Origin of the sequence: Carboxylicivirga taeanensis (assembly GCF_051851475.1) — a bacterium.
In the GTDB taxonomy this organism is placed as follows: domain Bacteria; phylum Bacteroidota; class Bacteroidia; order Bacteroidales; family Marinilabiliaceae; genus Carboxylicivirga; species Carboxylicivirga taeanensis.
This window is the reverse complement of the sequence record NZ_JBPUSJ010000005.1, coordinates 23,565-46,827: the sequence shown is the minus strand read 5'-3', so window position 1 is coordinate 46,827 and position 23,263 is coordinate 23,565. Positions and strand designations below refer to the sequence as shown.

General features: G+C 43.2%; 20 protein-coding genes. 17 read left to right on the top strand and 3 right to left on the bottom strand.

Annotated features, from left to right (window positions below):
- Positions 1-42: 42 nt before the first annotated feature.
- Entirely contained in the window at positions 43-909 is an 867-nt protein-coding gene (locus ACSX1H_RS09155) for a sigma-70 family RNA polymerase sigma factor (protein WP_439183554.1), read from the bottom strand.
- Between the two features lie 294 nt (positions 910-1,203).
- Between ACSX1H_RS09155 and rho the strand changes: the two genes are divergently transcribed.
- The 17 genes from rho to ACSX1H_RS09070 all read left to right on the top strand — a co-directional run bounded on the left by rho (position 1,204) and on the right by ACSX1H_RS09070 (position 21,429).
- A complete protein-coding gene (gene rho, locus ACSX1H_RS09150) occupies positions 1,204-2,931 on the top strand; it encodes a transcription termination factor Rho (protein WP_439183552.1) in 1,728 nt (575 codons plus the stop codon).
- 257 nt (positions 2,932-3,188) lie between these two features.
- Positions 3,189-3,737: a DJ-1 family glyoxalase III gene (locus tag ACSX1H_RS09145; protein WP_439183551.1), complete on the top strand. Its 549-nt coding sequence runs from the start codon at positions 3,189-3,191 to the stop codon at positions 3,735-3,737.
- 200 nt (positions 3,738-3,937) lie between these two features.
- Complete coding sequence (locus ACSX1H_RS09140; RefSeq protein WP_439183550.1) at positions 3,938-7,156, top strand: sensor histidine kinase; 3,219 nt, start codon at positions 3,938-3,940, stop codon at positions 7,154-7,156.
- Positions 7,157-7,186: 30 nt separating this feature from the next.
- On the top strand, positions 7,187-7,672 hold the full coding sequence (locus tag ACSX1H_RS09135) for a hypothetical protein (RefSeq protein WP_439183549.1): 486 nt from the start codon (positions 7,187-7,189) through the stop codon (positions 7,670-7,672).
- A gap of 139 nt (positions 7,673-7,811) precedes the next feature.
- Entirely contained in the window at positions 7,812-8,120 is a 309-nt protein-coding gene (locus ACSX1H_RS09130) for a hypothetical protein (protein WP_439183548.1), read from the top strand.
- A 285-nt stretch (positions 8,121-8,405) separates the two neighbouring features.
- A complete protein-coding gene (locus ACSX1H_RS09125) occupies positions 8,406-8,987 on the top strand; it encodes an RNA polymerase sigma factor (RefSeq protein WP_439183547.1) in 582 nt (193 codons plus the stop codon).
- Between the two features lie 40 nt (positions 8,988-9,027).
- The gene (locus tag ACSX1H_RS09120) at positions 9,028-9,966 is read left to right on the top strand and encodes a FecR family protein (protein WP_439183546.1); all 939 of its coding nucleotides are present in this window, start codon (positions 9,028-9,030) and stop codon (positions 9,964-9,966) included.
- The gene (locus tag ACSX1H_RS09115) at positions 9,963-11,534 is read left to right on the top strand and encodes a carboxypeptidase-like regulatory domain-containing protein (RefSeq protein WP_439183545.1); all 1,572 of its coding nucleotides are present in this window, start codon (positions 9,963-9,965) and stop codon (positions 11,532-11,534) included. The genes ACSX1H_RS09120 and ACSX1H_RS09115 overlap by 4 nt, the downstream gene beginning before the upstream one ends.
- On the top strand, positions 11,521-12,210 hold the full coding sequence (locus ACSX1H_RS09110) for an ABC transporter ATP-binding protein (RefSeq protein WP_439183544.1): 690 nt from the start codon (positions 11,521-11,523) through the stop codon (positions 12,208-12,210). The genes ACSX1H_RS09115 and ACSX1H_RS09110 overlap by 14 nt, the downstream gene beginning before the upstream one ends.
- A 12-nt stretch (positions 12,211-12,222) precedes the next feature.
- Positions 12,223-12,948 (top strand): hypothetical protein, encoded by a 726-nt coding sequence (locus ACSX1H_RS09105; RefSeq protein WP_439183543.1) that lies wholly within the window; start codon positions 12,223-12,225, stop codon positions 12,946-12,948.
- A 22-nt stretch (positions 12,949-12,970) separates the two neighbouring features.
- Positions 12,971-13,528, top strand: coding sequence for a TlpA family protein disulfide reductase (locus tag ACSX1H_RS09100; RefSeq protein ID WP_439183542.1), 558 nt, complete (start codon positions 12,971-12,973; stop codon positions 13,526-13,528).
- Positions 13,529-13,643: 115 nt separating this feature from the next.
- Complete coding sequence (locus ACSX1H_RS09095) at positions 13,644-13,793, top strand: hypothetical protein (RefSeq protein ID WP_439183541.1); 150 nt, start codon at positions 13,644-13,646, stop codon at positions 13,791-13,793.
- 118 nt (positions 13,794-13,911) lie between these two features.
- A complete protein-coding gene (locus ACSX1H_RS09090; protein ID WP_439183540.1) occupies positions 13,912-16,182 on the top strand; it encodes a S9 family peptidase in 2,271 nt (756 codons plus the stop codon).
- Positions 16,183-16,194: 12 nt separating this feature from the next.
- Positions 16,195-17,586 carry an aminopeptidase P family protein gene (locus tag ACSX1H_RS09085; RefSeq protein ID WP_439183539.1) on the top strand — a complete coding sequence of 464 codons (1,392 nt, stop codon included), beginning with the start codon at positions 16,195-16,197 and terminating at the stop codon, positions 17,584-17,586.
- Between the two features lie 9 nt (positions 17,587-17,595).
- Positions 17,596-18,558 carry an ornithine cyclodeaminase family protein gene (locus ACSX1H_RS09080; RefSeq protein ID WP_439183538.1) on the top strand — a complete coding sequence of 321 codons (963 nt, stop codon included), beginning with the start codon at positions 17,596-17,598 and terminating at the stop codon, positions 18,556-18,558.
- 166 nt (positions 18,559-18,724) lie between these two features.
- Positions 18,725-19,765 carry a proline racemase family protein gene (locus tag ACSX1H_RS09075; RefSeq protein WP_439183537.1) on the top strand — a complete coding sequence of 347 codons (1,041 nt, stop codon included), beginning with the start codon at positions 18,725-18,727 and terminating at the stop codon, positions 19,763-19,765.
- Between the two features lie 29 nt (positions 19,766-19,794).
- The gene (locus ACSX1H_RS09070; RefSeq protein ID WP_439183536.1) at positions 19,795-21,429 is read left to right on the top strand and encodes a dipeptidase; all 1,635 of its coding nucleotides are present in this window, start codon (positions 19,795-19,797) and stop codon (positions 21,427-21,429) included.
- A 79-nt stretch (positions 21,430-21,508) separates the two neighbouring features.
- On the opposite strand, the gene bamJ (ACSX1H_RS09065) is transcribed toward ACSX1H_RS09070, so the two are convergent.
- Positions 21,509-22,333, bottom strand: a complete 825-nt coding sequence (bamJ, locus tag ACSX1H_RS09065) for a BamJ family beta-barrel-assembly machinery protein (protein ID WP_439183535.1) — start codon at positions 22,331-22,333, stop codon at positions 21,509-21,511.
- Positions 22,334-22,444: 111 nt separating this feature from the next.
- Entirely contained in the window at positions 22,445-23,029 is a 585-nt protein-coding gene (gene bamJ / locus ACSX1H_RS09060) for a BamJ family beta-barrel-assembly machinery protein (protein ID WP_439183534.1), read from the bottom strand.
- Between the last annotated feature and the right edge of the window lie 234 nt (positions 23,030-23,263).

Here is a 23,263-nt window from a genome sequence, read left to right as displayed (position 1 = left end):
CAACACATTCAGTTACGCAGCCATGATAATTAACACTTTTTACTATTCGCCTAAAAATGAGCGTAATATTTTACTGCGATAGGTATTTTTAAGGCGTTTGATCGCCTTCTCCTTAATTTGTCGCACCCGTTCTCTGGTCAGGTTAAAGAGTTTTCCAATTTCTTCGAGCGAATAGGGCGGCTCACCACTTAAGCCGTAGTACAACTTTATGATATCCGACTCCCGGGTGGAGAGCGTCGCCAGAGAGCGCTCAATCTCCTGCCTTAAGGAATCATCCAACAGATGGGTATCGGGACTCAGTGAATCATTGGACAGCAGCACATCGTAAAGGGTATTGTCCTCATCCTTTTTGAGAGGTGCATCCATGGACACATGGCGCGAACTAACTTTCAGCGCCTCTTTGACTTCCTTGGGCGCAATTTCCAAAATATTAGCAATTTCTTCGGCAGTAGGCTCTCGCTGAAAATCCTGCTCTAATCTTGAAAACGCATTATTGACCTTATTGATTGATCCGATTTTATTGAGAGGCAACCGAACAATGCGGGCCTGCTCTGCTAAAGCCTGTAATATCGACTGACGAATCCACCAAACAGCATAACTAATAAACTTAAATCCCCGGGTTTCATCAAAACGTTGTGCGGCTTTTATCAGCCCCAGGTTGCCTTCATTAATAAGGTCGGGTAAACTTAAGCCCTGATTTTGATACTGTTTAGAAACCGAAACCACAAAACGCAGGTTGGCATTAATGAGTCGCTCCAGTGCCTTATTGTCGCCCTTACGAATTTTTTTTGCTAAAACCACCTCTTCATCAGCATTTAGCAACTTCACTTTACCAATTTCATGCAAGTATTTATCTAAAGAGGGCGTTTCTCGGTTGGTGACCTGTTTGGTGATTTTAAGTTGTCTCATATCGAATCAGTTATGTTTTGATCTGGCTTTCTACTACAACGTTATTTCCGAGTTTTTTGTTTATATCTACTTTAAAAATGCATTTTTTTTCCACACTTTCAAAGTGATTGACAGTTAAATTAATACATCATTCCTATTAATTTGACAAAAATGTTTTGCACGTCAATAAACTTTACCTAGATTTGCAACAACAAGTTGACGCCTGTCAGGTGGTCAATCCTTATTTTAACTTTCAAGCATATTCAATTACAAAATTAATCCAGAAGTTATTTCTCAAAGAAAGTTGCAACACTTATGTATGATATACTAGAACTTAACAAAAAGCTATTGACAGAGTTGCGTCAAATAGCGAAAGAACTTAACGTAAAACGTGTTGAGTCCTATAAAAAACAGGATTTAGTTTATAAAATCCTCGATGAACAAGCCATTCAGGTTTCCAGTGAAAAGAAGCCTAAGAAAGACAAACCCGCCGAAAAAAAGCCGCGTTCCAAACGGCCAAGAACTGCACAACGTAATGATGGCCCCATAGCATCATCCGTACAATCAAAGGTAGCAGAAGCTGCCAGCACCATGGCTGAGAAAGAAGAGAAGCCAACCCCCAAAAAAGAAGAGGCGCCAGTTTCTAAAGAACAACCCAAAGAAATTAAACCTGTGGTGAAAGCTGAAAAGGTGGAGAAAACCGAGCAAGCACCTGCCCCCAAAGCAGAAGAGCCTGCCAAAGAACCCATTGCCGCAGAAGAGAAGAATGACGCGCAGAAGGAGTTCAAACGCCGCGATGACAAGGATACTCGCCACCGCGACAATAAGCCTCAAGACGACAGCAGCAAGCGTCGCTTCCAAAATGAAAAAGGAAGAGACAACCGCCGCCCGCAAGAGCGAAAAGATGACAAGCAATATGAGTTTGAAGGGATTATATCAGCATCTGGGGTGCTTGAAATAATGCCTGACGGATATGGCTTCCTGCGTTCATCGGACTACAACTACCTAAACTCGCCGGATGACATCTACGTTTCTCAATCACAGATAAAGCTTTTCGGCCTAAAAACAGGCGATAGTGTTTTAGGCACCATCCGTCCGCCAAAAGAAGGTGAAAAGTATTTCCCACTGATTAAAGTTGAACAAATTAATGGCCGCCAGCCAGCGTTTGTGCGCGACCGGGTACCTTTTGATCACTTGACGCCAATTTTCCCAAATGAGAAATTCAATTTAACAGCCGGCCCCAAAGCGAACTTATCTTCACGTGTAGTTGATATGTTCTCCCCTATTGGAAAAGGACAGCGCGGTTTGATTGTTGCACAGCCTAAAACAGGTAAAACAGTACTACTGAAGGATGTGGCCAATGCAATAGCCGGAAACCACCCGGAAGTATACATGATCATCCTGCTGATTGACGAGCGTCCGGAAGAGGTAACCGACATGGCTCGGAGCGTAAATGCCGAAGTGGTTTCATCTACCTTTGACGAACCGGCCGAACGCCACGTTAAAGTAGCCAACATTGTGCTGGAAAAAGCAAAACGTATGGTAGAATGCGGACACGATGTGGTGGTATTACTAGACTCCATTACCCGTTTGGCCAGAGCCTACAACACCGTTTCACCAGCTTCAGGTAAAGTACTGTCAGGTGGTGTGGATGCCAATGCCTTACATCGTCCAAAACGTTTCTTTGGTGCTGCCCGTAACATCGAAAACGGTGGTTCATTGACCATCATAGCCACGGCACTTACCGAAACAGGTTCTAAAATGGATGAAGTCATCTTTGAAGAATTCAAGGGAACCGGTAACATGGAGCTGCAGTTGGATCGTCGTCTATCGAACAAGCGTATTTTCCCTGCTGTAGATGTGAATCTGTCAAGCACGCGTCGTGAAGACCTGCTGATAGAACCAGACATGATGAACCGCATCTGGATTCTTCGCAATTACCTGTCGGATATGACAGCTGTTGAAGCAATGGAATTCCTGCACGACAGAATGTCTAAAACCAAATCCAATGAAGAGTTCCTGATTTCGATGAATGATAACTAAGCATTGAATACCTTCAAATAAATCAAGCGGAATGAGCCATCTCATTCCGCTTTTTTTATGCTTCTAAAAATTATTTCGGGCGATAATTATGTTACTTTCTGCAATCCACTTCTTTTCTTAAGCTACATTCCTTAATTTTGTATGTATCAATAAGGGAATTTTTACTTCGTACAACAACCATATCCATTCAATTATTATAGCTTGCACAAGCTTCGTAATTAGGGGTACGAGAAGTAAACACTAAAAACATATCTGAGATGAAAAAGGTAGCTATACTATTAGCCGAAGGCTTTGAAGAGTTGGAAGCAATAAGTCCGGTTGATATTTTAAGAAGAGCCGGCATTGCGGTCACTACAGTATCGATCACGAAAAACAAAGAAGTGACCGGAGCCCACGGTATCAAAATAATGGCTGATGCCCTTTTTGAAGAGGTGCCCTTTGCAGACTTTGAAGCCATTGTACTTCCCGGTGGTATGCCCGGCACCAGCCATTTAAATGAGCACCAGGCATTAAAAACTGTTTTAACAGAGTTTGCTGAAAGCAAGAAGTTAATTGGTGCCATCTGTGCCGCTCCTTTGGTACTTGGCGAACTTGGTTTACTGCAAAAAAGAAACGCAACTTGTTACCCCGGATTCGAAAAACAGCTGATTGGAGCAGCTATTACCAAACAGGCGGTAGTGAAGGATGAGCACTTTATCACTGCTAATGGAGTCGGCAATGCCATCCCATTTGCACTGGCGCTGGTTAAAGAGTTACTCAATGACGAAGCCGCCAACAACCTGGCTCAAAAAATGCTGGTTCAATAAAAAAGGACATATAGCCTGTGCCATATGTCCTACGTTATAAACCAAACCCAAAACCCATGAAAAAAGTAATTGCTTAGCTCCAATTAATATGCCGAAAAGCAACACTTTATAGTTATCATTCGTTAAATAGGATGTTAATTATTTAATACCGAAGAAGGATATCTAGTTTATTCAGTTCACAGACGCTATTAAAACCAATCATGCGCTACCTGTTTTTAACCATATTAGTGACACTTATAGCCAGGCTCGTGCCGATAAATGGGGCCAACCACAAGTTTTACAGCTACAACCTGGATAATGGTTTATCGAGCAGCACAGTGGCTTGTTTTTTCCAGTCTGAAAATGGCCTGATATGGATTGGAACAGGCAAAGGTGTGGATCTGTTTACCGGCAGTGAATTCATTCCCTTACACCATTTCACCAAGGACACGGCTCATACAACCAACACACTCATCACAGCCATTAACGAATTACACGAAAATACCCTATGGGCAGGCACCTGGGGCGATGGACTGTTTAGTGTTAACATTGAAACCGGCGAGTACAAACATTACCGCCACTCCAGCAGCAGTGCAAACACCACCGTTAGTGATAACTACATCAACTGCATTGAAGTTTTCGATAATCAGCTGTGGATTGGAACCAACTACTGCTTAAACCAAACGGATGGCAACGGCCATTTTGTCCACTATAACTTTAAAGAAGTACTGACAAGAACAAGTGCAGACATCAGAGCCATTATTCCCCGACACACCCATCTTCTTTCGATTTTTACCGATGCCGGAGAAATAATAGAGTTGAACTCACAAACAGGCGCCTACAAAAAAGTTGGTGAGGTGGATACACCCCTCAAAAGCATTAACAAAGTACAAAGAGACCAATACGGCAGGTATTGGATTGGAACAACCTACCAGGGGCTGATTGTACTCGATGAGAATTACCAGATGATTGAATTACCATCCAGGCTGCAGGCCGAATTGGGAAAAGCCAACATCTCAGACATTGTTGCCCATAGCGAGTACGGGATGTTTGTGGGGTCTGACGGACAGGGTTTATACATCATCAACCCGGTAACCCTTAACTATCAGCTAGTAAAGGAATCCAACAGGAGCAGTTCTTTATCGAGCAACCAGGTTGAAAGCCTTAACCTCGATGCTAATGGGCTGTTGTGGGTGGGCTACTATAAAGAAGGGTTTAGCACCACCCTCATTAAAAGTGATGGCATCGTGCATTACCTGGAAAACAATACGGGAAATAACTTACCCGATAAAAATGTGAACTGCTTTACTGAGGATGCTGAACAAAACATTTGGATTGGTACCGAGAAGGGATTGAGCATTTTTGACCACCACTTTAATGCACTACCGCCTCAAAGGATACATAAACAGGCGCTCTCACTGTTAAAAGGTGTGCCAGTAACAGCACTTTCAACCAATAAGGATAGCTCAATTGTATATGTGGGTACCTACAACCAAGGTTTGTTCTGCGTTAATTTATCGAACGGACAAGTATCCACCTTCAATAAAGCCAATAGCCTGCTGGAAAGTAATTTTATCCGGGATGTAAAATCGTTTAACGACAGCATAAATTACATAGCCACCATTGATGGAGGCTTGTACAAATTTGATGGACGTAAGCTGGAGAAAATAAAAGTCTTCCATCAGAACAACTTCGAAATACTCGACTTTTTAGACATCCAAATCATTGATCAGGAAAACATCTGGCTATCGAGTGTTGGCAATGGCATCATGCGCATCAACACCGCAACCGGAAGCGGCGAAGTATTTCATACCGTGGCTTCCACCATCAACTACAGCTGCTGCCAAACTTCCGACTCAGCTGTTTTTGTAGCTACAAATATGGGTGTTTATGAATATTCAGCCGCACAGAACGATTTTACCTCCATCACCGCACATCTGTCAAACATTGATTTTTATGGCATTCTGGAGCAGGACACAAGTTTTTTATGGATCAGCAGTTCAGACGGTTTATTTCGCTATAACCGGAACACTAAATTTTTAGAAAAAATAAACAGCATCAACCTTCAGGGCCGCGAATTTCTGCCAGGGGCTTATTTTAAAACGAGCGATAACAGACTTCTGTTTGGTGGTACTAATAACTTTAACATTATTCAGCCACAAAACTTCACCCCTAATACCGATGGTACTTCATTATTTATTAGCGAACTCAAAATTTATAACCAAACCATAAAACCTGGTGAGCCATATAATGAAAACCTTAGCTTGCCAAATCAAGTGAATTACACACCCAAACTCACAATTCCTTCTAACATCGATTTATTTAGCATTACCGTTAAAGCAATCAATTACCTATCGGCTGAGAAAAACCGAATAGCCTACACCATTGAAAGAGGCCAAAAAACCAGTAACGTTTTCTATACAGAAGGTGAAATAGCCTTTTTGAATATGAAACCAGGTTTTTACAAGCTAAATATTTACCCGGTAAGCAATAGAAACAAGCAAATCATCAGCTCTGCAATTAAGCAGATTACTATTCAAAAGCAGATCCCCTGGTGGCGTTCAGCCTGGATATACATTGCTCTTTTTGTTGTTATAGTTGGCATTATCACCATACTGAACCACGTAAGAGTTAAAGAATACAGGAAAACCAAGAGGTTACTTCAGGAAAAAGTAACCGAGCGAACCGCCACACTGCTCAGCCAAAAAGAAAGGCTGCAACAACAAAAAAATGAGCTACAGGAAATGCTGGATAAAAACAAACGGCTCGAATCGTTTAAAGAGAACATTATCAGCATGATTGTTCACGATTTAAAAAATCCCCTCAATGGCATTATTGGCCTCACCTCACTCAATGAAGCCCAATACCTGGAGCAAATAAACAGTGCCAGCCGTCAGATGTTATGCCTGGTGGAGAACATTCTGGACGTGAGGCGTTACGAAACACACTCTCTTCAACTTTTTTACCAGCAGTGTAACATTCGCCAGGTAGTTAACGAAGCCATTGATGATGTCAGTTTCCTGCTAAAAGGCAATCAAATAGAAATAGTCAACCAGTGCACCTCTATTGATATTGAAGCTGATAAAGATATTCTTAGAAGGGTTTACATCAACTTGCTTACCAATGCCATAAAATACACTCAGCCCAACGGAAAAATCACACTCCGGTGCCAGCTCAAGAGTGAAACAGCCGAAAAAATAGTACTTTTGTCGGTGCAGGATGAAGGCTCAGGAATCCCGGGCAATTTCAAAGACAGTATTTTTGACCTTTATCAGCAAGTGGACACCAAAAAATCGGGCCGCGCCTACTCAAATGGATTGGGATTAAGTTTTTGTAAAATTGCCGTCAACGAACACCAGGGTAAAATTTGGGTCGAATCGGAATTAGGCAAAGGTTCCAGCTTTTTTATGGAGCTGCCGGTACAAAAACCAAACTCCTGAATACGCAGTACACAATTAACCTTAATTAAAATGAAGAAGCATTTAATTTTGCTGGCGGTGTGCTTATTAGGTACAGCTGCATTCGCACAAGTTAACAATCAACATGCTATTGGAGCCAGAATCGGAGGAGGTAATACATTTGGCTCTCAAGTAACCTACCAGTATGGCTTTTCTAATTACAATCGTCTGGAGCTCGACTTAGGCTTTAACTCCAACAATAATGGTGACGGCTTTATTTTGGCTGGTGCCTACCAATGGGTTTGGGCCATAGAAAACGGTTTTAACTGGTATGCTGGTCCGGCAGCCGCCTTGGGGTCGTGGGATTACAACAGAAAATACGATGGCACAGGTGATTCTGGTGCTTACCTCGGACTGGGAGGTCAACTTGGGATTGAATACAATTTTGTTGAAGTCCCTTTAAACATAAGTGTGGATACCATGCCGCTATTTGGCTTTGGCCCCACCAATCAGCACTTTAGCATGGGGCTTTCTTTAAGCATCCGATATGTGTTTTAAAAAATACAAAACGAATCGTTTAGCGGCTCCGGTAACCCTGGAGCCGTTTTTTTTAGTTACCCATTAAATTTTATTGCAATCGTTCACTTCTTCTCTACAATTATTCATTGTAAATCAGCTATTTATTTCAATCTAAGTTGTGAAATTTCATGTCGAAATCAGGTTATTAGATGATTTTTCGATTGTAGATTTTCAGCAAGGCGATAGCAGACAGTACGTTTATGACAAAACGCTGACAATCTTTCTGGAAGAAAAGGCTATCATCCCCGATGAATACAAAAGCTATGGGTATAAATGCAGTGGTTTCATGGAACTCAGCCTCATCAATGACTGCCCCTTTCGCAGCATGCTGGTTACCCTTAGTATCAAGTGCCGACCTTGGAATGTGAAAAAAGGTGGTCAGATTCGCAATGAGATAAAAAGTGAACTGTCAATACCTGGGACATAGCAACAAGGCATTAAACTCAAACCAAAGTCATATTAAACTCATACTAAACTCAAATTAAATTCGATTTTTAATGAATTTAATGTGACTTAAATATGAAATAACTCTGACTTAATATTGAAATTATATAACCACTGTTAGTAGGATGATGCATCCATAAACTTAAGCAGATTGGGTGTTAGTGGCGTGAGTATCCTCTGAGGGAATGGTAGAAAAAGTTATCGCCTGGCTCCCATATTTTGTAGCTGATTCTAAATTACCTTACTTTGGGTTAGTTCTTTAAAGACTATGACAAAACCAAATACTAATCAACTTTTAATTGATGCTATCAAAATAGGCGATAAAGCAGCTTTTGATGAGCTTTTTAGAAGGTACTACGATACTGTGTGCCGGTTTGCCCTTACTATAACACATGCTGAAACCGACGCAGAAGAATGTGTTCAGGAAGTATTTGTCAGGATGTGGGAGAAAAAGAAGCAACTTAATAAGCTGGTTAATATTAAATCATATTTATTTAAATCGACCTACAACCAGTGCCTGTGGCATTTAAAAAAGCGCAAAACACAAGTGCATTATGAGAACGAATATGCCATAGGCCGCCCGGCCAACCTGAGTGATGAAGAAGGTGAAAATTGGGACGCATTTCGCCCGTTTATACAAACCGCCGTCAATAACCTGCCCGATAAGTGTCGCCAAATATTTTTATTGCGCCGCTACGAAGGTTTAACCAACAACGAAATAGCAGACTATCTTAACATATCGACCAAAACCGTAGAAAACCAACTAGCCATCGCTATTTCAAAGCTCCGCTCTGAGCTGAAACCACATATCAAACACCTCATCATCCTATTTTTTATCGAACATTTTTAGGGGTATTGCATTTGGCGTTTCTCTTAATAGAAAAACGACTATGCAACATAAAGCACCAATCGATAAAATAATTGCTGAACTCGACTCATCCATATCGGTAAACGAAAAAGCTGAACTGAATGAATGGCGAAGGCAGCACCCTGAGAATGATGCATTTTTTAAAGCCTTCAAGTACATATGGGCGCACACAGGCCATGCCAACAGCCAATACATGCCTAAGACCGAAGAGGCACTGCTGCAAGTTACTGCGCGCATTCATCGACGTCAGATAATCCGAACCTTTAGTCGCATTGCAGCCATAGTAGTAATCGGCCTGTTTATTGGTACTATAATCCACCGCCACTACGATCAAGTTGATACGGAACACATTACGGCCCAACAGCAACAAACCATTACTTTACCCGATAACACAACCGTTACTTTAGCCAGCGGCAGTCAGTTATCTTACCCCAAACCATTTACAAACAGAAAAGTAACCCTCAATGGCAAAGCCTGGTTTAATGTACATCATGATGCCTCACGGCCGTTTACTATAAAAACTGCACACGGTAACACTAAAGTGTTAGGCACAAAATTTACACTCTCTGATAGTAAAGAAGGGGATTTGCATCTTTTTCTGGATGAAGGAAAAGTTGCTTTTAAACCCCAAAACTGGCTTAGCAAGCCACTTATTGTGTCACCTAGAGAAATGGTGAGCCTGCAAAACAACGAATATGCAATTAGCCAACAGCCAGACCTTAATGCATCGACATGGGCAACCAACATACTTTCATTTAAAAATACACCTCTATCTGAGGTCATTCAGGAACTACAGAATCACTACCAAGTCGATATCAACCTGCAATCCAAAGCTATTGGCAATTTACGCTTTAGCGGCCGCATTTCAGAAGACAATGTAAGTAATGCGCTGGAAATCATTGCACTGACTCTTAATCTTAAAATCATAAAAGACACCAACACCTTAACCCTATCCTTATGAAATACAAACCATTAGTTTTCTTACTCCTTTTCAGCACTTTATGTGTCACTGCTAATGCTCAAAAGACAATTCACTATTACCTTGATAGTGTTGCCCAACTCAATAGTCTGGAATTAACATACAGTGAAGATTTAGTGAATCTGCAAAAAACGATTTATCCTGAAATGGATTCTCTTTCGCTGGACGATTATATCAGTAAACTGGCATTGAGTTGCCATTTGGATATTCAACGAAAAGACAATTACCTCATCGTTACCAATCCGAATGCGCAAACTATAAAAATCAGCGGAACACTGATTGATTTAAGTTCTGGTGAACCACAACCATTCGCCCACATTTCACAACGGAATTGGGGAACCGGTTCTATTACGAATTCTGAGGGTGAATTTGAGTTAAACATCCCATCTCTATTAGTCGGATTGAAACTTGATTTCTCAAGCCTGGGCTACGCCGATACCAGCATCATTATTCCCCGAACTGATTCCCTCAACTTAATTGTACACATACGGCCCAAACCCTTTAATTTGAATGAAGTGCTGGTGCTACCGAATGGCAATACTGCCGAAGACCTTGTTCGATTGGCCTCCAAGCGTATCAAGCGTAATTTCCACCGTAAAACCGCTCAAATGGAAGCCTTCTATCGGCGAACCGGATTTCGTGACTCCACCTTTGTGCAGCTTATAGAGGCCGCTTTGCTTATTGAAGACAAAGGCATTGACATGCCTACCAGTACTACCAAAATTCAAATTGAGGAAGTTAGAAAAAGCCAGAGTTACTTAATACAAAGGTCTGCCAAATACAAATGGGCCTTTGATAAAATGGAGAAAATGATACATGGTGGACATCGTAATATGTTTTACCGGGCCTATAATAATCCGGTGAGAGCTTATAAGAGCGAATGGTGGTACCAACCACTAACTGATTACGAAAACTTTAATTACGAATTTGAAGGAGCCATGTGGCTGGACACCATTAAGGTTTACAAGGTTCTTTTTGAGTATAATGCCTTATATCCAAACGGAAAAAGAGCTTCCATAAATAAGAGCACGTTTCATGGAGGGCATATCTATATCGATGCCAACGATTACGGTATTCATAAAATGGACTACCTCTTTAGATTAACTCCTAAGCATAAAAACGCCAAGTTCACAATAAAAGAGGGCATCTTTGACCAATCGGAAATAAGCTATCAAAAAATAGAGGGCAAGTATTATCTCAAATACATAAGTGAGTTTGCTCCGTCCAACGCCAAGAATTTTATTTTCGAAAACCCGGATGCGGACCAAAACGAAAAAGTCATCAAACACCGGCAATGGGCTGAAACCCTGCTAGTGATTACCAATGTTGTGACTGAACGACAGGAGCGTCAACGTATCTCTAACAAAAGTAAGTTGGATCTACACGAAAACTCCTACGAAACCAATTACCCGTACAACCCGGATTTTTGGGAGAACTACAGTATGATAAAACAAAAGCCATTACCTGGTAAAGCCATTGAAGATCTGGAATGGGAGAAATCACTCGAACTTCAGTTTCTAGAAAACAGCACAAGTCATGTTGAAAATTAGACAGTTAACCCACAGTTTCAAAAACCAGGTTGTTCTAAATAATCTGTCTCTGGAAACTCAATCATCCGGCTTGTACATTTTTGCCGGTACTAATGGCTGTGGCAAATCCACACTTTTCAACTTACTATGCGGCCTCATCCCCATGCAGCAAGGTGCTGTTGCTTTAAATGGCATTTATCAGGCTGATGAATACAGAAATCACCTGGGCATCTCGCTCGAACCATTTACCACAGAGCCTCATCTGACTGTTGGACAACTATTGGAAATAGCCAGTTCCGCAAAAAAAGCTTCAAACCAAGAGATGAATTACTGGTTGGAATTTTGGCAGCTCAAAGAAGCCTTTAACAAGCCCTTCAAAAGCTTATCGGTTGGCATGATTAAGCGTCTGTCGCTGATTATCTCCTTACTCGGCAATCCATCAGTATACATCTGGGACGAGCCATTTAACGGATTAGATCCTGTAGGGATGCAACAACTTCAGAAACTAATAGGCACTTTATTAGCACAACAGAAACTCATTCTGTTATCAACCCACTTATTAAGTGAGATTCCCAGGAACTATGAGCAGATTATCATTATGGAAGCTGGCCAAATAAAAAAACGAATAACGCCTGATGATTCTATTGAAAATCAATCATCAAGACTAATGCATTGGTTTGAAAAAGAACCCTCTTAAAACAAGTAAACGATGAGAAATTATGTTTCCTTTGAACTAAAACTACTTTCGTCGCGTAAAAGTGTAATCACCTATCTGATTTTGTTTATTCTATTGATCAGCTTAGCCTTTATATACCTTTGGAGTGGTACTAACGACCAACTAAGCGGAGCCGAATTGGCCGGATTTGTCACTGGCAGAACCATGGGCGCAACACTCACCGGCTTGTTCTTTGCCATGTGGATCATTCAAATTGTAAGTCATTTGCTTCACACCGGATACTACCGAAGCCTGCTGATTATTGGAATTTCACGCACCAACTTATTCCATTATGGCCAGTTTCAAATAGGCTTTTACTTGCTGCTGTTTTTACTAATTAGCTTCGCAAGTACCGCCATTGCCGGATTGTTTTATGGCATTTGGCCCTGGCATTTCATTCGAGAACTAAATTACAACAGTCTGCTTGCCTTCACACTTTATCTGTATGCGCTTGGTAATATCGGTTTACTGTTAAGCTTTAGCAAAGCCAGTAACCTGATGGCGCTACCTTTCTTTTTGTATTGGTTAATTGAACTATGGCTGGTAAGTTATGGGAATCGGGCTTTTGATACTGAATTGTTCCACCTGGCACCCTTATCGAGTATCAGGCATATTATTGGCAGCGCAATAATGACTCCATTACAAATACTAAGCATCGTATTTTACTCTTTGATATTTGCCTTCCTTTTTCAGCGAACCTTTCAGAAAAAAGCCTTTTAACCTATCACACACAATAAGAACCATGAATAAGTTAAGCCCGTTCATTCTTTCAGCCATTTTTATTTCACTCCTACTTGCAAGCAACAGCATTGCCAAATGGCAACAGTCTGCCGTCTTTCGTCATTACAAAACCCTAGACGAACCACTTAGAAAGATATTGGAGCAAGATGACTTTTTGGCTGACGAAAGCCAAAACCGAATATATGTGATTAATCTTTGGGCCACCTGGTGTCAGCCGTGCGCAAAAGAAATACCTCATTTAAATAAGCTGGTTGATAAATATGAAGAAGATGGACTATTGTTTTTGGCCATTAATGGAGAAAGCGAAAAAGAAGTGCTTGAATGGTTAGATTTACAGAAAAATGATTTCATCTATTTTCATTTACACAACCAAAAGAAACTGATGGATTACCTCTTTCAACTTAATCCGGATAAAAACCACAAATACGGACAAAAACCCCAACATCTGCCTGCCAATATTATCATTAATAACAACCAGGTGTCGTACTTTAAAATAGGGTATAGTCGGGAATCAATAACCGAACTGGAAGAAGCCATTAAACAATGCCTCGAATCATAGTCGAAAAAATGAAACACGCCTCAATTATTAGGCAAGCTTTCTACTTTTTTCAGTATCCTTTGCTCTGAAATAATTTGAATTTACTACATTGCACTTGACAAAAGGCAACTGTGCAATGAAAGAACTAACAGCATACACATCTGTTACCACCAAGCGGCCACTCATTACGGCCCACCTTTCATTGTATCTATCCGTTTCCTCGGTGGCACTTATTAGCCTGTATGGCCGTTTTGGCATGGGCCTGTTCGAGTGCTGGATTTTTTGATAGTCCCTTTCTTCTTACTTGAGTAAAAACGATGGTGCAAACCATCTCTTAATAACCCGGTGCGCCCTACCGCGCGCAGGTATCACGAACTAAACAGTTTATAAGTAAATCAAAACCAATGAAAAAGATTTTTATTCTTTTCTGTGTTATGTGCTATCTGGCTTCGGCAAAAAGCCAGATCAGCATTGACACAACAAACTATCAGCGGGCCGAGCAGTTTATTGCCTCCAACATTACCCAAAAATACTATCGCTCGTGGGTGAATCCTCAGTGGGTAAAATCAGCCAGTTATTTTTGGTACTCGGTAAAAACCAAAAGAGGAACCGAATATGTGAAGTGCCATCTCAAAAATGGTTCGCAAACACCTTTATTTAACCAGGAAGAACTGGCCAAACAACTAAGCAAAGAAACCGGCAAAACGATTAAGGCCTATGAACTACCAATCTCAAATCTGGAAGTAACAGACAAAGGCAAAACACTCCGTTTTCAATTGAAAAATAAGTGGTACGCCTATCGTTTAGATGCTAACACTTTAAACACCTTTGCAAAGGATACAGCCCCTGAACTGTCACTGCCATCACCAGATAAAACCAAAACGGCGGTTGTGCACAACTACAATATTTGGATCAAGAGCGGGAACGACTCGGTGCAAATCACTAACGACGGAAACAGAGCTTATGGTTATGGAGCCTCACCATCGTGGTATTCAACCAAAAACATCGAAAAAGAGGCCGATCACCCTTTGGAGCTGAACCTCAGTTGGAGTCCTGACAGCAAATATTTGATTGCCGGAAAATTTGACCGTAGAAATGCACGAAACCTGTATCTCTATAAAATATTACCAGATGAAGGCCACCGGGCCGAGGTGCACGAATACGAACGCCCCATTGCCGGCGACACCCTTGTGCCCACCATTGAGTTTATCCTTATTGATGTTGAAAAAGACAACTATCAAATGTTGGATATCCCGGCTAAAGCACCTTTTCTGGCCTATGCTTTTAATTGGACCAAAGATGGCGCAAAAGCATTTCAGACAAGCTTCAACAGAGGGTATCAGTCGGCTGAGGTTTATGAGGTAACTGCCGCTACAGGAATGGTCCGCAAACTGTTTACAGAGCAGGCTAACACGTATGTTGATCCGAACACCAGCGATTTAAAAATTCTGAACAACACCAAAGAATTATTGTGGCTATCGGAACGTGATGGCTGGCAGCACATTTACCGCATCAATCAGCAAACAGGAGAAGTTGTCAACCAGGTTACCCAAGGCCAATATGTGGTGCGTGGCATTGAGCACATTGATGAAAAAGCGCAACGCATCTACTTTACCGCCGGAGGAAAAGAACCGGGCATCGACCCCTACCTGCCTCTGCTCTACTCCATCAACTTTGATGGCAAAGGCCTCAAACGCCTCACCTCAGAGCCCGCTCATCACACGGTATTTTTTAGTCCGGATGGGAATTATTTTATTGACAATTACTCAACTGTTCAGGAGCCAAATGTGGCAGTACTCCGCCGAAGCAAAGATGGCCGAGTGATAAGCCAGCTCGAAAAAGGCGATATTTCTGAAATCATAGCCATGGGCTGGCAAAAACCCGAACCTTTTAAAGTTAAGGGACGCGATGGACAAACCGATATTTATGGAGTCCTGTTCAAACCCAATAATTTCGATCCAAACAAGCAGTATCCGGTAATTGAAGGCACCTACAGTGGTCCGCATACCATACGCACGCCCAAAACCTTCTACCGCGGACTGGCTAACGATGACCTGCCCATGACACAACTGGGCTTTGTGTTGGTAAATATCGATGGCATGGGCTCGGCCTTCCGTTCCAAAGCTTTTCATGATGTATCGTACAAAAACCTTGGCGATATTGGTGGGCCGGATAAGATGATAGCCATTCAAACACTGGCCAAAAAATACGCCTGGATAGATGCTGACCGGGTGGGTATCTTTGGGCACTCAGCAGGCGGCTACGATGCAGCGCGAGCTTTACTGGCTTACCCTGAGTTTTACAAAGTTGGTGTAGCAACAGCAGGCAACCATGATCACCGGTCGGCCAAAGCCTGGTGGCCCGAACTTTATATGGGTTATCCGGCGGGTGAAAACTACGATGAGCAAAGTAATTACACCCATGCCAAAAACCTGCAAGGACAACTATTATTGGTACATGGCGACCAGGATCAGAACGTAAATCCCACCGCCTCTATGCGTCTGGCGGCTGAACTGATTAAGGCCAACAAAGATTTTGAGCTTTTGCTCATCCCCAATAAAGACCATAGCGAAGTGTATTACGACAACTACCTGATTCGCAAGCGGTGGGACTTCTTCGTCAGGCACCTGCATGGTATTCAACCACCCAAAAACTATCAGATTAATAAACAATAAACCCCAACCAACATGTTTAATAAAGACACTTATACAAAGCGACGCCAACAACTGGCCCAGGATGTTGACAAAGGACTGCTGCTGTTTATCGGCAATACCGAAAGCCCGATGAACTATGCCGATAACACCTACCGTTTTCGGCAAGATAGCAGCTTCCTGTACTTCTTTGGTTTGAATCATCCCGACTTAGTTGGGGTGGTCGATGCCGACACGGGCGAATCCGCCATTTATGGTGATGATTACACCATCGACCACATCGTGTGGATGGGCAATCAACCAAGCATTGCAGAGCGAGCTGCCACTTGTGGTGTGCAGCAAACGGGTACAACAGCTGAGCTGGTCAAACAACTGGAAACAGCAAAAAAAGCAGGTCGCCCCATTCATTTCTTACCCGTTTATCGCGGCGAAAGCAAAATCAAATTGCTGGAATGGTTAAGCATCCAGCCCTCTGAGGTAAAAGAAAAAGCTTCGCAGGAACTGGTGCTGGCAGTCATCAAACAGCGCAATTATAAATCGGCGGAAGAAGTTGCCGAGATAGAAAAAGCGGTTAACACCACCGTTGATATGCACCTGGCTGCCATGCGCATGGCCCGCCCCGGCATAACAGAAGCGCACATAGCGGCCGAAGTGGAACGCATTGCACTGGCCGAGAACGGAGGCATCTCCTTCCCGGTTATCGCCACCATCAACGGGCAAACATTGCACAACCATTATCACGGGAACACATTAAAAGACGGGCAGCTATTTTTGCTGGATGCAGGTGCTGAAACATCGATGGGATATGCCGGTGATATGTCCAGTACATTCCCGGTTTCTAAAACCTTTACACCGCGCCAGAAAGACATTTACCAGGTGGCCTTAAACGCACATGAAAAAGCCATTTCGATGCTCCAACCGGGCATTGCTTTCAAAGAGGTTTACCTGGAGTCGGCCCGCGAGGTGATGCGCGGTATGAAAGATCTCGGGTTTGTAAAAGGGAACATCGACGATGCGGTGAGTAACGGTGCTCATGCCATGTTCTTCCCTTGCGGCCTGGGGCATATGATGGGATTGGATGTACACGACATGGAAGATTTGGGTGAACAATACGTGGGCTACGATAATGAGCTTAAAAGCACCCAATTTGGCATGAAATCGTTACGACTGGGACGCAAGCTGGAGCCAGGTTTTGTTTTAACCATCGAACCAGGCATCTACTTCATTCCTCAACTCATTGATAAATGGAAATCGGAAAAACATTTGACAGAGTTTTTAAATTTCGATAAACTTGAAGAATATAAAGATTTTGGTGGTTGCCGCAACGAGGAAGACTTTCTGATAACCGATGATGGATACCGTTTATTAGGGAAGCCTCTGCCAAAAACCATCGATGATGTTGAACAAGAGCGTTTAAAAGCTTTCTAATACAAATTTATGCGAATTCTATCTTCACAGGTTATTGAGCAGGCTGCCCCTCCAACGTTATGGACAGACGTTATGGAACTGGCCTTAAAAGCATCGGCCGATCCGGATTATTACACGCCCCAAAGGATGCATGTGGATATCAACGACAATAGCTTGTTACTGATGCCTTCTGTAGGGCCCGATATGTTTGCCACCAAACTGGCATCAATTTTTCCGGGTAATAGTAACTACGGAAAGGCGGTTGTTAACGGAACGGTTCTGCTCAACGAAGGTGCAACCGGCGATGCACTGGCACTTTTAAATGGAGCCAAGCTAACGGCTATGCGCACCGCGGCTGTAGCCTGTGTTGGAATTCGTCATTTATCCGATCCTTTAGCAACTACATTGGGTATTATTGGTGGCGGTGCACAAGGCCGCCACATTGCCTGGCTGGCTAGTCATGAGCGCGATCTCGAACGCGTGTTTGTCTACGACCAATCACCACAAGTGATTCATGAATTTATCAACTTCATGGCCGATAAATGTCCCAATATAGATGTGGCGCTCTGCGAAGATGCCCAGCAAGTGGTGGTTAACAGCGAAGTGGTGGTAACAGCGACCACCTCCACCGAACCTGTACTGCCGAATCTGGAAGATTTAATTGTTGGAAAATGTTTTATCTGTATTGGTTCCTATAAACCTACTATGCGAGAAATCCCAGAAGCGGTTTACCGCCTCATCGACAGCGTGTGGGTAGATGCCAATCAGGCAAAAACAGAAAGCGGCGACTTGGTTTTTCCGCTCACGAACAATTTGGTCAGTGATGAGCAGGTGAAGCACATCTCACTGCTTCTTAACGAGCCCGGAGCACTTGGTTTCAGGGAAACGCGCTTGTTTAAAACGGTTGGCGAAGGCATCTTTGATTTATTTGCAGCTAAGCTGGTTTTCGAAAAAGCCCGCGAAGGAAATTTGGGAGAACAAGTTTCGATATAGCGAATCCCTTGGTGCGTGGAAAAGAGGAGAAGGACAAAAGGTGATGGCTGATAGGTTCAAATTTCACGAACAACGATGACTGATGGTTAATACATTATGCAAGGTGCACTGCGCACCTTGCACTACCATCGGACTTCGGGCTTAATAACTTATTAAACCACCCTCTATGATTAAGCTTAATAACTGGAGCTGGCAACCGCCCGATAAATGGCTCCGCATACAAAGCGTTGACCTGCACACCGGAGGTGAGCCCTTAAGAGTTCTCTATGCAGGTGTGCCTGAAATCAAGGGCCACACCATCCTCGAAAAACGACGCTACTTCAGAGATAACCTGGATTATTTACGTACCGGCACCCTTTTTGAACCACGGGGACATGCCGATATGTATGGAGCCGTTATAACAGAGCCCCTAAGCCCGGGTGCCGATTTCGGTACTTTTTTTCTGCACAACGAAGGCTACAGCACCATGTGCGGCCATGCCATTATTGCCCTCACCAAACTGGTGTTTGACACCCGCATGATTGAGAAGGCAGGCAATGAGCCAGAGCTCCTGATTGATGCACCGCCGGGTTTGATTCGTGCCAAAGCCCATCGCCAAGCAGGAATAGTGGAAAAGGTGTCGTTCCTGAATGTCCCCTCCTTCCTGCTGCTTGAAAACGAAACTGTAACGATTGACGGGATTGGTGAGGTAACCTTTGACGTGGCCTACGGCGGTGCCTTCTATGCCTTTGTGGATGCTGATAAACTGGGCATTGGCTTGCAGAAGAAGGACTACAACCAGCTGATAGACTGGGGACGCCGGATAAAACAGGCTGTGATGGAGAATTTTACCATCCAGCACCCATTTGAGGACGAGCTGAGTTTTCTGTACGGAACAATTTTCACCGGAAAAGCGAATCATTCCGGTTGCCACAGCCGCAACGTGTGCATCTTTGCCGAAGGAGAGGTGGACCGGTCGGCTACCGGTTCGGGAGTGAGTGCCCGTGCAGCCTTGCACCATGCCAAAGGGGAGCTAAAAGTTGGAGAACGCCTCATCATCGAAAGTATATTAGGCACAACCATGGAGGTGATGGTGAGCGAAACAACAACCTACGGGCCCCACCAGGCCGTTATACCAGAAGTGAGCGGAACAGCCCATCTAACCGGTAAAAATGAGTTCTGGTTTGATCCCAATGATCCCCTTCAACAAGGTTTTATCTTCAGATAGACAAGTAACAAACTTTTAAAAAAATCAATATGAAACACCTGATATCAGTACTAATCATTTTTATTACCGGCTATACCAACCTGCACGCCTGCACCGTGATTGCCATTGGCAAGAAGGCATCGGCTGATGGTTCGGTAATTGTTTCTCACACAGACGCAGGACCCGATTGCCGCTTACACTTAGTCCCCGGCCAGAAATATAACCCGGGCACACAAGCCCCTGTGCATTGGGGCATGGTTGAGTCGGGGCGTCCTTTGGGCGATTACGGCAAAGTCATTGGCCACATCCCTCAGGTAGAGCAAACCTATTCCTACTTTCAAACGGCTTACCCACAAATCAATTCCAAACAACTGGCCATTGGCGAAAGCACCCTGAGCCAGCGCCCCGAACTAATGGTTGACAGAGCCATTTGTGAGCAAATTATGACCATTGAGCAAGCACAGGCTTTTGCCCTACAGCGATGCACCAAAGCTGAAGAGGCACTCAAACTCATTACTGAGCTGATGGAAACCTATGGCTTTCTGCCATCGTGCGTGGACGAGAGTGAGTCATTGGTCATTGCCGACACAGAAGAAATATGGGTCCTGGAAGTATTCAGTGTAGGTAACGAATGGAAAAAAGACAGCGGCAAACCTGGTTGTATCTGGGCCGCTCAGCGCGTTCCCGACGACCATGCCATGATTATCCCTAACTGGAGCATCATCAAACAGATTAACCTGGAAGATAAGGCCAATTACCGGGCATCATCCAACTACATGCAGGAAGCCATTGATCGGGGCTGGTATCATCCAGATTCGGGGCAGCCATTCATTTGGCAGGAGGCCTACTCTCCTATCCCACGCGAATGGTCCACCTCACGCTTTTGGTTGTTTTATGCCACCTTTGCTCCCAACTACACCCAATGGCCCGATCGTTTCACCCAATCCGTTTGGGAAGGCGACAACCAGTACACGCAATACGTCGAACCGCTTTCTATCTATCCCTTCTCTGTTAAACCCGAGAAAAAGCTATCGGTACAGGATGTGATGGACTTTCAGCGCTCCACCTTTGAAGGCACTATCTACAACAAAGAAAATGCCCAGGCCTGGTACTATCCCAACGAAGAGGGCCAGCTAAGCAAAAGTGCATTTGCAACCCCTTTTCCTACGCTGGAGATGCGCCGTGTATTGAATATTAACAGCCGGCGCAACGTAGCACGGGCCCGCGGCGAGTATGGCATGATAGCCCAATTACGTGGCTGGCTGCCTAATGAAGTAGGGGGTATTTACTGGTTTTATGTCGACAATGCCTATACCAGCGCTTATGTGCCCATCTACACCGGCGTAAGCGATGTGGCAGAATGCTATAAAGTTTATAACCCCGACTACTACCAGGAGAACAGTATTCGCTGGGCAGTCGATTTTGTAGATAACCTGATGTACCTGCGCTGGCAGGATGCCCATAAAAAAGTATTGGAGAAGCGGGAGCCTCTTGAAAAACGCTTTTTTACAGAGCAATCCGCCGTGGATGAAAAAGCCCTGGAACTTCTCAACAAAAACCCCAAAAAAGCCAGGAGTTACCTGACCCAACTAACGAAGGATAGAATGAATGAAGTGCATCAGCTCTTTAAAGAACTAAAACTGGACCTGATTTCGGAATTCACTAATAATAAACAAGGAATTTAAATACAAGCTGATGGCTAAAATAAAACCGGCTTTGAGCAATGCTCGAAGCCGGTTTTTATTTTTTACACAGAATGCAATATTACTTTTTCTGAACCACTTCAATTAAATCCAGGTCGAAAATAAGTGTTGAGTTAGGACCAATTTTAGCTCCTGAACCACGCTCACCGTAAGCTAAGTCTGCAGGAATGTACAAACGCCATTTACTGCCTTCAGGCATTAATTGCAAGGCTTCTGTCCAGCCCTTAATTACACCTTTAACAGCAAATTGTGCTGTATCCTGACGCTCAACAGAACTATCAAATACAGTTCCATCCAGTAAAGTCCCATGATACATACATTTCACGCGATCGTTCGACGTAGCCACAACACCATTACCCTCTCGGATTACCTCATACTGTAACCCTGATTCAGTTGTTTTTACTTCCGGACGCTGGGCATTCTCTTCTAAGAATTTTTGTCCTTCGGCCAAATTAGCGGCCGCTTTTTCAGCGCGCTCTGCATCTTTCACCTTACGGATGTCTTCCATCACCTTGCGTAGATACACATCAGCTGTCATCTCTGTAAAGTAAGGATTTTTGCTGTAAACAAACTCATTCAGGAAACCTCGCATGAACACCTCTTCATGAATCTCATTGAACATGCCTTTAAGGTGATCAAGGTTGGCCTTGTTGATCTCCTGTTTGGCCATTACCTTCGCAAAATTCACCATAGCAACCGAATCCACCTCCAATGGCCAACGCTCAAATTGTTTCTTTAAATTAGCAGCCTGAAGATAACCCAGGGCATAACTCACGCTATCTGTCTGGTCTGAAAAATCCATTTTTCCTGTGTTAGGAACTTTTGAACACGATGCCATTACCACAATTATTAAAGTAAGGGCCGCTAGTAGATTTGTTACTTTCATCTGATAATTATTTAGTTTACATTGGCCAGATGCCATTGGACATGCCGTCACAACTCCATGCTAAAGCACAAGCAATGACACCTGAATTAATTAAAGTTTATGATTAAATGCTTATTTAATAGCTAATAATTCAACTTCAAAAATAAGGGTGGTATGTGGTCCGATATGCTGACCAGCTCCACGCTCACCATAAGCCAGATTAGAAGGCACAAATAAACGCCACTTACTGCCAACAGGCATCAGCTGAAGTGCCTCTACCCATCCTTGAATAACACCACTAACCGGGAATGTAGCAGGCTCTCCACGCTGTACCGAACTATCAAAAATAGTTCCATCAATAAGGGTTCCATGATAATGGCACTCTACCTGGTCGGCCGCAGTTGGCTTCGCGCCGTTTCCTTCTGTAATAACTTCGTACTGAAGACCACTCTCTAAAGTAACAACGCCTTCTTTCTTGGCATTTTCATTTAAAAAGTCTTTTCCTGCCTGAATAGCAGCTTCGGCTTGCTTAGCCTGTAATTCGCCGAAAAACTGCTGCAATGTTTGATTAGCTTCGTCAGCCGACATTTGAGTTTCTGTTCCTTCAAAAGCAGCTTCCAGCCCTTTTGTAAATTCTGCATATTCAATCGTCTCAATACCTGCTGCTTTCAGATTCTGCGCCAGGTTCATACCAAGGGCGTAACTAATTTTGTTCATTATGTTTTTCTTTAAAGATTCACTAATAAAATCAGCTGCGAAAGTACATTTTTAATGGCAATTAGAAAAACCTCATGTCTATAGCTGTGCTTAGTACACCGATTTTTTATCAAAAAAAATGCACCACTGTAGCTACACTGATTAGTAAGCTATTGAAACAAGGCAATGCTTTTAGAGCAGCTTTTTTTTTCTTTCCTAAGCAAAAACATTTTGTGAATTTAGTTTTTGGTTCTA